The organism is Paenibacillus sp. RUD330 (assembly GCF_002243345.2).
Lineage (GTDB): Bacteria > Bacillota > Bacilli > Paenibacillales > Paenibacillaceae > Paenibacillus_O.
The window spans coordinates 3,479,444-3,492,866 of sequence record NZ_CP022655.2 but is presented as its reverse complement, the minus strand read 5'-3'; the positions used below and the strand labels follow the sequence as shown (position 1 = coordinate 3,492,866).

12 protein-coding genes are annotated in these 13,423 nt (G+C 62.6%); 10 read left to right on the top strand and 2 right to left on the bottom strand.

The genetic code is table 11. The annotated features are described in order from the left end of the window. The first annotated feature begins 12 nt into the window (after positions 1–12). The 4 genes from CIC07_RS15875 (at position 13) to CIC07_RS15860 (ending at position 4,683) form a co-directional block, all read left to right on the top strand. A complete protein-coding gene (locus CIC07_RS15875; RefSeq protein ID WP_076354757.1) occupies positions 13–1,197 on the top strand; it encodes an ADP-ribosylglycohydrolase family protein in 1,185 nt (394 codons plus the stop codon). Beyond that, a complete protein-coding gene (locus tag CIC07_RS15870) occupies positions 1,194–3,320 on the top strand; it encodes an ADP-ribosylglycohydrolase family protein (protein WP_076354759.1) in 2,127 nt (708 codons plus the stop codon). Before CIC07_RS15875 ends, CIC07_RS15870 begins: the two co-directional genes overlap by 4 nt. Next, positions 3,317–4,264: a ribokinase gene (gene rbsK / locus CIC07_RS15865; RefSeq protein ID WP_240923480.1), complete on the top strand. Its 948-nt coding sequence runs from the start codon at positions 3,317–3,319 to the stop codon at positions 4,262–4,264. Before CIC07_RS15870 ends, rbsK begins: the two co-directional genes overlap by 4 nt. A gap of 233 nt (positions 4,265–4,497) precedes the next feature. Beyond that, complete coding sequence (locus tag CIC07_RS15860; protein ID WP_076354763.1) at positions 4,498–4,683, top strand: hypothetical protein; 186 nt, start codon at positions 4,498–4,500, stop codon at positions 4,681–4,683. Positions 4,684–4,873: 190 nt separating this feature from the next. On the opposite strand, the gene CIC07_RS15855 is transcribed toward CIC07_RS15860, so the two are convergent. Beyond that, entirely contained in the window at positions 4,874–6,007 is a 1,134-nt protein-coding gene (locus CIC07_RS15855; RefSeq protein ID WP_234992884.1) for a cytochrome P450, read from the bottom strand. Between the two features lie 200 nt (positions 6,008–6,207). Between CIC07_RS15855 and prmA the strand changes: the two genes are divergently transcribed. The 5 genes from prmA (at position 6,208) to CIC07_RS15830 (ending at position 10,739) form a co-directional block, all read left to right on the top strand. Continuing rightward, positions 6,208–7,266 carry a 50S ribosomal protein L11 methyltransferase gene (prmA, locus tag CIC07_RS15850; RefSeq protein WP_076354764.1) on the top strand — a complete coding sequence of 353 codons (1,059 nt, stop codon included), beginning with the start codon at positions 6,208–6,210 and terminating at the stop codon, positions 7,264–7,266. A 3-nt stretch (positions 7,267–7,269) separates the two neighbouring features. Then, on the top strand, positions 7,270–7,950 hold the full coding sequence (locus CIC07_RS15845; protein ID WP_076354765.1) for a site-2 protease family protein: 681 nt from the start codon (positions 7,270–7,272) through the stop codon (positions 7,948–7,950). Positions 7,951–8,085: 135 nt separating this feature from the next. Then, complete coding sequence (locus CIC07_RS15840) at positions 8,086–8,871, top strand: RsmE family RNA methyltransferase (protein WP_076354766.1); 786 nt, start codon at positions 8,086–8,088, stop codon at positions 8,869–8,871. A gap of 5 nt (positions 8,872–8,876) precedes the next feature. Then, complete coding sequence (mtaB, locus tag CIC07_RS15835) at positions 8,877–10,232, top strand: tRNA (N(6)-L-threonylcarbamoyladenosine(37)-C(2))-methylthiotransferase MtaB (protein WP_076356874.1); 1,356 nt, start codon at positions 8,877–8,879, stop codon at positions 10,230–10,232. A 63-nt stretch (positions 10,233–10,295) separates the two neighbouring features. Next, complete coding sequence (locus CIC07_RS15830; protein WP_076354767.1) at positions 10,296–10,739, top strand: NUDIX hydrolase; 444 nt, start codon at positions 10,296–10,298, stop codon at positions 10,737–10,739. Between the two features lie 45 nt (positions 10,740–10,784). Here the strand turns inward: CIC07_RS15830 and CIC07_RS15825 are convergent, their stop codons facing one another. Then, positions 10,785–11,771, bottom strand: coding sequence for a Na/Pi cotransporter family protein (locus CIC07_RS15825; RefSeq protein ID WP_076354768.1), 987 nt, complete (start codon positions 11,769–11,771; stop codon positions 10,785–10,787). 214 nt (positions 11,772–11,985) lie between these two features. On the opposite strand from CIC07_RS15825, the gene CIC07_RS15820 reads away from it, so the two are divergent. After that, a complete protein-coding gene (locus CIC07_RS15820) occupies positions 11,986–13,407 on the top strand; it encodes a class I SAM-dependent rRNA methyltransferase (RefSeq protein ID WP_076354769.1) in 1,422 nt (473 codons plus the stop codon). Positions 13,408–13,423: the final 16 nt, after the last annotated feature.

Here is a 13,423-nt window from a genome sequence, read left to right as displayed (position 1 = left end):
GAGCATGCATCGATGACGACATTCCGCAGTCGGGTAAGGGGCGTGGTGATCTCGACCGCGCTCGGGGATGCCATGGGAGCCCCGGTCGAGAAGCTGACCTATGACGAAATCAAAATGAAATACGGGCGTGTAGAGTCCATCATGACGAGATGGCATAAGATGGATCTGCCCGAGGATGTCCGGCTCGGCCGGGTCAGGGGAGACGGCATCGTTACCGACGATACGCTGATGACCATCGCCCTGATCAACGTGTACCATGCCGAGGGCAGGCATCTGGACGCCTACGATATGGGCGGCGAGTTCGTGAAGGAGATCGCCTTCCGCAAAACGTTCGTTCCCGAGCTGGACCGGGAAACCTACATCATGGATCGGCTCTTCTACCCGGAAAAGCATATCTTCCTCCGCCATGTGCTGGCGAACTGCGAGCCGCGCGAAGGCGGCCTCGGCAATATGGTCAACTGCGGGGCGGCGATGTACATCGCCCCGATCGGCGTCGTCAACGCCGGCAACCCCAAGGCGGCCTACGACGAGGCGATCCTGTTCGCGATGGGGCATCAGAGCAGCTACGGCCTCGAGGCGGCAGGCGTGCTCGCCGCCTGCGTCGCCAAGGCTTTCGAGCCCGGCGTGACGGCGGATGCCATCGTGGAGACGGCGCTTTCCCTGGCGAAGGACGGCACGAAGGCGGCGATTGCCGAATTGACGGCCGCCGCCCGCGACCTGCGCCCCCGCAGGGACGACAGGGACGCGGTCATCGCCGTGCTGCACCGGATCATGGCGAAATACTCGCCGATGGGCGACGATGTCAGCCGCCATATCGACAAGGTCGGCATTCCAAGCAACCACTACACGCCGAGCCGCCTCTGGTCGATCGAGGAGCTGCCGCTCGCGCTCGCCTTCATCATCCTGAACGACGGGGACTACTACCGTTCCATTCTGGACGGCATCAACTCCGGACGGGACACGGATTCCATCGGGGTCATGGCCGGCGTGATCCTCGGCGCCATGCACGGCGCCGAGGTCATCTCGCCAGAGGATATCCGGCAGCTGGACGCCGTCAACCGTCTTGATCTGACGGACATCGCCGACCGGTTCAGCGCGACGGCGGCGCGGATCATTCAGGACGATCTGCATGCCTGGGAAGCCCGGCGCGACATGCTGGAAAGCATCCATGACGCTGCGAAGGAGGAGAGGACATGATGCCGAAATCCTACGTCGAGACGGTCTATGCGGGCTTCATCGGGATGAATGTCGGCATCAGGCTGGGAGCTCCGATCGAGCCGGTCGCCTGGACCTACGAGCGCATCCGGGATGTATACGGGGATATCAGGAATTACGTGAAAAGCTACAGCACCTTCGCTGCGGACGACGATGCCAATGGACCTGTCTTCTTCGTCCGGGCTTTGTACGACGATGCCGACGGACGCGAGCTTACGCCCGAGGATGTCGGCAAGGCTTGGCTGAACTATGCCAGGGAAGGCATCGGCATGTTCTGGTGGGGCGGCGAGGACATCAGCACGGAGCACCGGGCTTACCTGAACCTGCGCAAGGGCATTCCCGCCCCCCGCTCAGGCTCGATCGAGGTGAACGGCCTGGAAATGGCCGAGCAGATCGGCGGACAGATCTTCATCGATTCCTGGGGATTGCTTTTCCCCGGCAATCCGGAGAAGGCGGCGGAATACGCGGAGAAGGCAGCCAGCGTCTCGCATGACGGCAACGGCCTGCACGGAGCCCGTTTCATGGCGGCATGCATCGCCAAGGCATTCGACGCCTCCAGCGTGCAGGCTGTCATTGCCGAAGGGCTTCGCCAGATTCCCGGGGACTCCACGTACGCTCGAGTCGTGAATGCCGTCCTGGACTTCCACAAGCGGCGCCCCGGCGATTGGCAGGCATGCCGCCAATACCTGGAGGATCACTGGGGCTACGACAAATACACGGGCGTATGCCACATCATTCCGAATGCCGGCGTCTGCGTGCTTGCCCTTCTATACGGCGAAGGAGATTTTGCGCGCACGGTGGAGATCGCCTCCATGTGCGGCTGGGATACGGACTGCAACGCCGGCAATGTCGGCACCATCCTCGGCGTATACTCCGGCCTGGCCGGCATCCCGGACCATTATCGGGAGCCGATCAACGATTTCATCGTCGCCTCCAGCGTGTCGGGGTATCTCAACCTCGTCGACTTTCCGACCTTCGCCAAGGAGCTCGCGCTTCTCGGCTTCCGCGTGAACGGGCAGGTGGCTCCGCAGGATCTGAAGGAAAGCTTCAAGCCGGGAGAGGTGTTCTTCGACTTCGACCTGCCAGGGTCGACGCATGGCTTCCGCACGAGCAATCCCTTCAAGACGCCGGTCGTCCGACATTCCGCCTTGCGGAGCCGGGACGGCAGTCGAGGTTCGCTGGAGGTCGTCTTCGACCGCCTCGTGACCGGCGACAGCAGCAAGATCTACTGGAAGCCGTTCTACCGGCGGGCGGAATTCAACGACGAGAAGTACAAGCCGGTGTTCTCGCCGCTGGCCTGCAGCGGGCAGACGGTCAGCGCCGCCATCTATGCCGACCAATGGGAAGGCGAGCCGATCGTCCTTACTCCCTATATCCGGAATACGTTCACGCAGAAGGAGATGCTCTTGGAGCCGATCAAGCCGGCGAACGGGCAATGGAATGAAATCTCCTTTGTCATTCCCGATACGGACGGCGCGCTGATCGACGAGATCGGCTGGATTCTGGAAAGCCCGTCGCCGCTGCTCGACCGCGCGCTCGGAAGCCTGTTCATCGGCCGCTTCCATGTCGGCGGCGCCGCCAGGTACAGCATCGACTTCGCCAAGCAGGCCAAGGAGTTCGGCTCCATCACGCCCTTCTCCCATCATCGGGGCAAGTGGGAGCTGGAAGGCGGCGTCATGGTATGCCGGGCGGAGAGCGACGCCGCTTCGTTCTCGGGCAATTATTACGGGCGGGACATGATCGTCGAGGCGACGGTCCAGCCGCTGGAGGGAATAAGCCATCTCCTGATCGCTCGGGCACAGGGCGTCATGCGGCATTATCTGGCCGGCTTCGACGGACGTGGAACCGTGTCGTTCATCAAGCAGGATTTCGGAACGACACGCCTCTTCACGGCCAAGTACGACTGGGAGCCGGGCCAGGAATACCGCTTCAAGCTGACGGCCGTGGGAGATGCCTTCACCCTCGAGATCAACGGGGAGAACGTGCTGGAATGCAGGGATCCGTCCTTCGGACACGGCATGTTCGGCTTCGGCTGCCTGGAGGGCGGCGTCAGCGGAATCAAGGATGCGGCGGTGCGGGCGCTCCCCGACGGGGAGAAGGCATGATGCCGGATCAGCAAGGCAAGCGCAGCATCCTCGTTGTCGGAAGCATCAACATGGATGTCGTCAGCAAGGTGGAGCGCTTCCCGCAGCCGGGCGAAACGTTGTCCGGTCTCGGAACTTCGTTCTTTCCCGGAGGCAAGGGAGCCAACCAGGCGGCGGCGGCCGCCAAGGCCGGAGCGGCATGCTCCATGATCGGCGCGGTCGGCAGCGATCCGTTCGGCGACGCCTTGGTCGGTTCGCTGGAGGACTCCGGCGTCGGCGTGCAGTCCGTCCTGACCAAGGAAGGGACGTCGGGTCTCGCCATCATCACCGTGAATGCGGACGGGGAAAATCATATCGTCCTGTCGGAAGGCGCCAACGGATTGCTGACGGCGGAGGATGCCGCCGCCGAGGCGGACTGGGACGGAGTCTACGCAGTGCTGCTGCAAAACGAGATTCCATGGGAGACCGGCACGGCGGTCATCCGGTCGGCTGGCGAGGCCGGTGTCCGCGTCTGGCTCAATCCCGCTCCGGCAAGGGAGGTGCCGGCCGAGCTGCTGCCGCTGCTGGACACGCTGATCGTCAACGAGACGGAGGCTGCGGCCGTGAGCGGAATTCTGGTCGGAGACATCGGGTCGGCCGAGGCTGCCGCCTCCGAGCTGCTGTCCCGTGGCGCGAGGAGAGTCGTCGTCACGCTCGGAGAGCAGGGCTGCTTGTACGCGGAGGCTGCGGGAGACCCGTTCGCCGTGCCGGCCTATAAGGTCGAGGCGGCCGATACGACCGCGGCGGGCGACACCTTCATCGGCGCGTTCGCGGCTGCGTGCGCGCAAGGATCGGAAGCCCGGGAGGCGCTCCGGTTCGCTTCGGCTGCCGCAGCGGTCGCCGTTACGCGTCAAGGAGCGCAGTCCTCGATTCCGTCCAAGGCTGAGGTCGAGGCGTTCATGGCGGGGGAGCTGGCCAGGAAATAATGAACCCGCAATGGCCTTCCGCAATTGATTTCCGCAATGGCCGTGGCCGTCAGACACAGCCGGAGGATGTTCCTTCGGCTGTTTGCTGTTCCGGTTATCCTTGAAAGGGAGCCGCGCCTGCGCCTGCCTCTGCGGCGAGACGGCCTGGCGATATTCCGTGCATATCGATAAGGCAAAGGCGCAACCTAGGAGAGGCCATTCCATACGAACGTCACGGGAGGAGAGGCAACATCATGGAAATACAGGCAGCCTTTACGTCGCCGGAGGGAATCCGGGAAGCGCTCCGCAAGCTGGAGATGCTCAGAGCGGCGGAGATCCGCGAAGGCGAGGGCGGCATCCTCACCGCCGTCGTGGACGACAGCCGCGCAGGGCAGGCGCTGGCGGTCATCTCCGGTGCCGGGGGCACGGTGGAGCAATAAGCCGCGGCCCGGCAGCAGCTTGCGACCTGCGGATCCGACGCATTATCGGTCGCCGGCGCAACGCCTGCTGCCGGAAACGGACTGCCGTGCCGCTTGTTTCATGAAAAACAGCCCGGAAGCGGAATGCTTCCGGGCTGTTTGGATTGCTTTCCGAGGCGAGGCTTTTGGGGATAGAAGCTATGAGCCTGCGCTACCGTTTCAAAAAGACCGGCAGCCGCCGCAGTCCGAACATCAGGTTGCTCTCGATCCGCTCCAGCGGCACGGAGCGGTCGCGGCTGAACCGGGGATAGCGCTCCAGCAAGGTTTCCAGGACGATGCGGGATTCCAGCCGCGCGAGCTGGGCTCCAAGGCAGTAGTGGATGCCGCTGCCAAGCCCCACATGGGCATTGGGAGAGCGGCGGATGTCGAAGCGCTCCGGCTCTGGAAATGCCTTCTCGTCATGATTGGCCGAAGCGATATACAGAAAGACCGGATCGCCGGCTTTCATGGCCATTCCCCCGAGCTCGGTATCCCGCTTCACCGACCGGAACATCATCTGCACCGGAGAGAAATAGCGGAACACCTCCTCGATGGCGGAGGGAATGAGCGTGCGGTCGGCAATCAGCTCCTCGCGTACTTCGGGCAGGCTGTCGAGGCAAAGGAAAATCGAGGTGATCAGGTTGGTCGTCGTCTCGTTGCCGGCTACGAGCAGCAGGATGCAGAAGCCGATCAGCTCGATCTCGCTCAGCTGCTCTCCGTCCACCTTGGCCTGGACCAGATTGCTGATGAGATCGTCCCGCGGCTCCAGCCTGCGCTCGGCGGCGACAGCCGAGAAGTAGGAGCTCATTTCGCGCTGGCATTGGACGTAGCGCTCCTGGTTCGTGCCGACAAGATCCTCCGACCATTGCTTGAAGCGGCTGAGGTCGCCCTCCGGGATGCCCAGCATGCGGGCGATGACGGAGATGGGCAGCGGGCTTGCCAGGTCCTCCATCACATCGAAGCGGGGCTTCGCTGCCGCCTTGTCGAACAATTCTTCCGCGAGCTTGCGGATGGCGGGCTCCATCGATTCGATGACACGCGGCGTGAAGGCTTTCGACACGAGCATCCGAAGCTGGCGATGCTTCGGAGGATCCTGCCTGAGAATGCTGGAATCGATCGGGTCGTCCGGGTTCTGCTCTCCCTGGGAAGAGAAGCGCTCGTAATCCGTAAAGGCGGCCTTGACCTCGTCGTAACCGAAAAGCCTCCAGCCGGCATAGCCCTCCCCTTCGAAACGCTCCACGGGAGACTGGCGTCTCAGCTCTCGGAACCGGTCCAAAGGAATCAGCTGCGGTTCGTTCCATTCCACTGTGTTCACCTCGTCAGGATGCATGATTGGTCTGTCCGGTGCTGCAAGGCTGGGTTCCGCCATGCGACCGGCTTCGATTTCCATTTTAATCCTTATCCAAGCGGGCGGGAAGTCCAGTCTTTCCCGATCGGAGGTTTTGTGCCGCCTGTCGCTTCTGTTGTAGAATAGACGGGATAGCAAGTTAGGGGGCTTATGCGAAGATGAAATATCATGAACTTACGATCTCGACCACCGAGGAAGCGGTGGAGATGATTTCCAACTTTCTGCATGAACAGGGCGCAGGCGGAGTTTCCATCGAAGAATCCGGCTCCTTGAACAGGCGGCGCGACGAGTCGTTCGGCCAATGGTACGAGCTGCCGCTCAACGACATCGCCGAGGGAGACGCCGTCATCAAGGGCTACTTCAGCGAAGAAGAGGACATGGACGCCCATGTGGCCGCCATCCGTCCCCGCATCGAGGAGCTGAAGGACTACGACATCGATCCCGGTACATACGAAATCGCGGTCGTCACGGTGGACGAGGATGACTGGGCGACGGCCTGGAAGCAGTATTTCAAGCCGATCCGGGTCACCGAAAGGCTGACGATCAAGCCGACCTGGGAGCCGTACGAGGGTTCCGAGGGCGAGCGCATCATCGAGCTTGATCCCGGCATGGCGTTCGGCACCGGCACCCATCCGACGACCTCCCTATGCCTGCGCGCGCTTGAATCGGCGATCCGCGAGGGAGACGAGGTCATCGACGTCGGCACCGGCTCCGGCATACTGGCCATCGGAGCCGTCCTGCTGGGCGCATCCAGCGTGCTGGCTGTCGATCTCGATCCGGTGGCTGTCTCCAGCGCCAAGGAAAATGCCCGTCTGAACGGCATGGGCGACGTCATCCAGGTGCTGCAGAGCGACCTGCTCGGCGTCATCAGCCGCAGCGCGGGAGAGGGCGCCGGCTGGAACGGCGCCGCCAACGCGGCCGAGGACGAGGCCAGGCAGCAGCTGGCCGAAGTCATGGAGCAGGCCGGCCCGCTGCGCGTCGAGGCGCCCTGCGACCTGGTCGTCGCCAACATTCTCGCGGAGATCATCCTGCTGTTCATCGATGATGTCTACGAGGCTCTGAAGCCGGGCGGCATCTATATCGCGTCCGGCATATACGAGAACAAGGAGCAGGCCGTCGAAGCCGGGCTTCTGGCATCCGGCTTCGAGATCGTCGACCGCGTCCGCGAGGACAAATGGGTCGCCTTCGTGGCCGCCAAGCCTGAAGGGGAGTCGTAAGCCATGGAGGGGTTGGACAACCTTCTCGCTTATCCTGTCGCCGAGCTTCCCTTTGTCCTGCTTGTCCTGATCATCGCCTTCACTCTCCATGAGTTCGCCCATGCCTACTCAGCGTACAAATTCGGAGACGACACCGCCTACAAGCAGGGCCGGGTCACGCTCAATCCGGCTTCCCATATCGATTTCTTCGGCATGTTCCTGATTCTGATCGCGGGCTTCGGCTGGGCCAAGCCGGTGCCGGTCATGAGCTCCCGCTTCAAGCGGCCGCGGCTGATGAGCATCGTCGTCTCTCTGGTGGGACCGCTCAGCAACCTTCTGCTGATGGCGATCGGGGTCTTCATCGTGTCGGCGCTCAATTTTTCGGGCATTCTGAATGACACGCCCCTGCGCTACATCGATGCCTTAAATGTTTTCTTCAAATATTTCATCTATCTGAACGGCATGCTGTTCCTGTTCAACCTGATTCCGCTGCCTCCGCTGGACGGCTACCGGATTCTGTACGAGCTGCTGCCTCGCCGCACCCGGATTCTGCTGGACCAGTATTCGCAGTGGGGGGTCCTGGTTTTCCTGCTGCTCGTGTTCATACCGGCGCTGAGCAATGCGACCATCCGTCCCTATCTGGCTCTTGTCGGCGATCTGCACTTGTTTTTCCTTCGCCTCTTCACGCCCTTGTTCTTTGGATAAATTCAAGTCCGCGCTTCCATGGCGCGGTCTTTTTTCATGCCGCCGAGCGGCTGGGATCTCTGCGGCCGAATAGATTTCCCGCCTCAAAACGTGTATGATGGAGGATGACTTTTAAAAACAGGAGTTTAGCCCACTATGCAGCGTTACTTTATAACTCCGGAGCAATTCGGCGACAACGGCGTCACCCTGAGCGGCGAGGACGCCCATCATATCGCGAGAGTCATGCGGATGAAACCCGGAGACGAGATCATCGCCAGCGACGGCGCGGAGCGTGAAGCCCGAATCGTCCTGACGGATGTCGAGCCGTCTATCGTCAGAGGCGACATCGCCGAAAGGCTTCCGATGGACCGCGAGCCGCTCTGGCAGGTCACGGTCGCCCAAGGCCTTCCGAAGGGAGACAAGATGGAGCTTGTCATCCAGAAGGGGACGGAGATCGGCGCGGCCGGGTTTCTGCCGTTCCAATGCGAGCGGATGGTCGTCCAATACGACGCCCGCAAGGAAGCGAAGCGGCTGGAGCGCTGGGGCAAGATCGCCAAGGAAGCGGCGGAGCAGGCCCATCGCAGCCGGCTGCCGGCCGTCCATGAGGTCCATGCCTGGAAAGAGCTGCTGGCGGCTTTTTCCGATTACGACCTCGTGCTGTTCTGCTACGAAGCGGAAGGGCATGAGCCGGGCGAGCTGACCGGACTCGCGGACCGGATCAGGCAAGCCCGCGAGGCGGGCAGGCTGACGGCGGACAAGGCGCACCGGCTTCTGCTGGTCGTCGGGCCCGAAGGCGGCTTCTCCCCGCGCGAAGCGGAGGCGGCGGCAGCGGCCGGCGCGATGGCGGCAGGCCTCGGGCGCAGAATTTTAAGAGCGGAGACGGCACCTCTTGCAGGCTTGGCCTGCCTGATGTACGCATCCGGCGAAATGGGAGGAAGATGAAGAAGATGCCATCGGTTGCACTCTACACCTTGGGCTGCAAAGTCAACTTTTACGATACCGAAGCCATCTGGCAGCTGTTCAAGAATGAAGGGTACGAGCAGGTCGACTTCGATACGACGACGGCCGACGTATATCTCATCAATACATGCCATGTGACGAACACGGGGGACAAGAAAAGCCGGCAGATCATCCGCCGCGCCATCCGCCGCAATCCCGAGGCGGTCATCGCCGTCACCGGCTGCTACGCGCAGACGTCCCCGGCCGAGATCCTGGACATTCCGGGCGTCGATCTCGTCATCGGAACGCAGGACCGCGACAAGCTGATGGACTACATCCGCCAGGTGCAGGACGAGCGCACGCCGGTCAACGCCGTGCGCAACATCATGAAGACGCGCGAGTTCGAGGAGCTGGATGTGCCCGACTTCGCGGACCGCACCCGCGCGTTCCTGAAAATCCAGGAAGGCTGCAACAACTTCTGCACCTTCTGCATCATCCCCTGGTCGCGCGGGCTGTCCCGCAGCCGCGATCCCAAAAGCGTCGTGGAGCAGGCCCGCAGCCTGGTCGCGTCCGGCTTCAAGGAGATCGTCCTGACCGGCATCCATACCGGAGGCTACGGCGACGATCTGGACAGCTACAAGCTGTCCGACCTGTTATGGGATCTCGACAAGGTGGACGGTCTCGAGCGCATCCGCATCAGCTCGATCGAGGCCAGCCAGATCGACGAGGACATGATCGAGGTGCTCAACAAATCCTCCAAGATGTGCCGTCATCTCCATGTTCCTCTGCAGGCCGGAGACGACATCGTGCTGAAGCGCATGCGCCGCAAGTATACGACCGAGGAATTCGCGGCGACGATCAAGCGCCTGCATGAAGCGATGCCGGGCGTGGCGATCACGACGGACGTCATCGTCGGGTTCCCAGGCGAGAGCGAGGAGCAGTTCGAAGCCGGCTACCGCTATATGAAGGAGCTCGGATTCTCCGAAATGCATGTGTTCCCTTATTCCAAACGGACCGGCACTCCTGCCGCGCGCATGGAGGACCAGGTCGACGAGGAAATCAAGAACGAGCGCGTCCACAAGCTGATCGACCTGTCGGAATCTCTCCAGCTGGCTTATGCGGAGAAGTACGTCGGCCACGTCCTGGAGGTCATTCCGGAGCGCGAGCACAAAGGCTCGGCGGGAGCGGGACTGATCATGGGATACTCGGACAACTACATCCAGGTCGTATTCGAAGGTTCCGAGGCGCTTGTCGGCAAGCTTTGCCGCGTGAGGATCACGGAAGCCGGAGTCAACGAGAGCCGCGGAGTTCTCGTCAGCGTCCAGGAAGAAGCGCCGAGCCTGACGGAAAAAGCCGGAGCCTGATGGGGCTCCGGCGGCGGACTCATCGTGGACAACGGAAATCATTATCGGGAGGATAAGGAGCGCATGAAGGAAATTTCAGCAGGCGGGGTCGTGTACAGACGGACGCCGGAAAATGGGCTGCAAATTCAACTGATCCAGGACCGTTACGGCAAAGTTTCCCTTCCCAAAGGGAAAATGGAGCCCGGAGAAACGGTGGAGCAAACCGCCCTGCGCGAAATCGTCGAAGAAACGGGGATGGAGGGCCGCATCATCGAGCCGATCGCCCAGATCAAATACCAGTACCGCCACGAGACGAAAGGTGTCGTGGACAAGGAAGTCCACTATTACCTCGTGGAAGCGACGGGCGGTACCCTTCATGCCCAGGTGGAGGAAATACGCGGCGTCGACTGGTTCGAGCCCGAGGAGGCATGGCGCAAGCAGCGCCAATCCGGCTACGACAACAACGATCGGATCGTCGCGGGCGCGCTCCGGCTGCTCGGCTTAAGCGCCGATGAAACGGATCGCTAGACGGCTTCCAAGCGGCATGACAGGCAGAGGCAAGAAGCCCCGTCCCTATTTTCTGGGGGCGGGGCTCTTGTTCGGAATGCGGAGCCGCGGGATGTAGCAGAGCGGCAGCACGATCAGCGAGCAGAGGACGTTGAACAGCGTCTGCGCATGGGCTAGCTGCGAAGCGGGGCCGCCGCCGAACCAGGCGGAGGCGGCGGCGAGCCAGCCCGTGAAGGGCAGGAACAGCAGCGCTCCGCCGGCATTGAGCGCGACGTGGAACCAGGCCACCTTGGCTCCTGCCCGGGTGCCGCCGATGGAGGCGAGCACGGCGGTGAGGCAGGTGCCGACGTTGGCCCCGAGCACGATGGCGACGCCCAGCTCCATGGGGAGCGCGCCCGATGCGGCGAGGCTCATCGCCATCCCGATGACGGCGGCGCTGCTATGGACGGCCGCGGTCAAGGCAGCCCCTGCCAGCAGTCCCCAGAGAAGGCTGTCTCCCGAGCGGTCCATGAACCAGTGGAAGAACGGGCTGTCCTGAACGGCATCGCCGATCGATTTCATGACGGCGATGCCGGACAGAATGAGGGCGAATCCGCCCAGGACGAGCGAAGCGCTGCGCAGAGGGCGAAGCCAGCGCTGCCTGCGATATCCGTCCGAGGAGCTCATTTCGCCCAGCAGGGCGGTCAGCAGCCATCCGGCAAGGGAGAGCAGCAGCAGCGGGCCGGCGAGCCGGTCCAGATTAAGGCCGATCAGCTCGGTCGTCAGGCAGGTGCCGATGTTCGTGCCGAGCACGATCCCGATCGTTCGGGGAAAGGCCATGACGCCGGCGTTGACCATGCCGATGGCGATAACGGTGACGGCGGTGCTGCTTTGCAGCACCGCGCTCGCCGCGGCGCCGGTCAGAAGGCCGTGCAGAGGCGTGCGTGTGAAGCGCTCGATCGCAGCTTGAAGCCAGCGTCCGGCTGCGCGGTGGAGCGCCGCTTCCATCAGCTTCATGCCGAGCATGAAAACGGCGAAGCCGAATGCGGCCGGAAGCACGATGGCAGTGAGCATGATGAAGGTCTCCTTTTTTGGACGGCGATTCCGGAAATCTCCTGACCAGCGGCCGCCGCTGGCCGGGCAGAGCCGGATTCATATCAACGCTTTTTTTAGATGGGCCATAGGCGGCAAGCCGGCGAAGCCTACCCTAATCTATGATTCGCTGGGGACAAGAATGACAAGCAGGCCGAGCCGGGAGGGCCGGCTTGGACAATGGAAGGATGATAGCGTGAGCAGAGCCAAGGCGATATTGGTCAAGAAAAGAACGAGAAGGTTGGAGCAGGGGCATCCCTGGGTCTACGCCGGAGAAGTCGAGCGGATGGAGGGCGAGGCGGAGCCGGGAGCGATGGTGGACGTGCATGCTTCGAACGGCAGGTACATCGCCTCGGGATACTGGAATCCCCAGTCGCAGATCCGCGTGAGGATCGTCTCCCGCCAGCCGGAGCAGGAGCTGGACCAGGCTTTCTTTGCGGACAGGTTCAGCCGCGCCAAGGAGTACCGGGAGCGCTTCGTAGCGGATGCGGACTGCCGTCTCGTCTATGGAGAGGCCGATTATGTGCCCGGCCTGGTCGTGGACCGGTTCGCGGACGTTCTCGTCGTCCAGATCCTGACGCTCGGGCTGGATCTCAAGCGCGACGCCATCGTCGCCGCGCTCGTCAAGGTATTCGGTCCGCGGGGCATCTATGAGCGGAGCGACGTCGGCGTGCGGCGCCTCGAAGGCTTGGAGGAGCGGACGGGCGTCCTTTACGGCGATTGCCCTTCCATTGTGGAGATCACGGAGAACGGCCTTGCCATGGAGGTCGATATCGCCCAGGGCCAGAAGACGGGTTATTTCTATGATCAGCGGGGGAACCGGGCTGCCATCGAGCCTCTCATGAAAGGCTGGGGCAAGCGCAGCGGCATCACGCTTCAGCCGCATCCGTTGGACGGGCTGCCTGAGGATGCGCGGCTGGTCGCGACTGCACCCGGTGCGGCGGCCTCCGAGCCCGGCACCGTGCTCGTTCCGGTCAACAAAAGCGGCAAGGCCGTCACCTACCCGCTCTGGGACGGAGCGACGGTGCTGGAATGTTTTGCCCATACCGGCAGCTTCACGCTGCATGCCTGCAAATACGGGGCGAAAAAAGTCACCTGCCTGGACGTCTCCGAGCATGCGATCGATACGGCCAAGCGCAACGTGGAACGGAACGGGTTCGCCGACCGGGTTGAATTCGTCGTGGACGACGCGTTCCAATACTTGCGCCAGCAGGTGAAGGGGCTGGAGGAACGGACGGCGCGCGCCTCCGGAGGGAAGGCCGTCGACACGTCCAAGAAGTTGGGCGGGGAAGGACGGACCTGGGATGTGGTCGTGCTCGATCCTCCGGCTTTCGCCAAGACGAAAGGCGCGGTCGAGGGCGCATGCCGCGGCTACAAGGACATCAACCTGCACGGCATGAAGCTTGTCAACGAGGGCGGTTATCTCGTGACGGCCAGCTGCTCCTACCATATGAAGCCGGAGCTGTTCCTGGAGACGATCCTAGAAGCGGCGGCGGATGCGGGCAAGTCGCTCAAGCTGGTGGAATGGCGCGCGGCGGGCAAGGACCATCCTCAGCTGCTCGGCGTAGCGGAAGGGCATTACTTGAAGTTCGCGATCTTCGAGGTCCACAGCTTGTAGGTATTGGGCGCTTCGG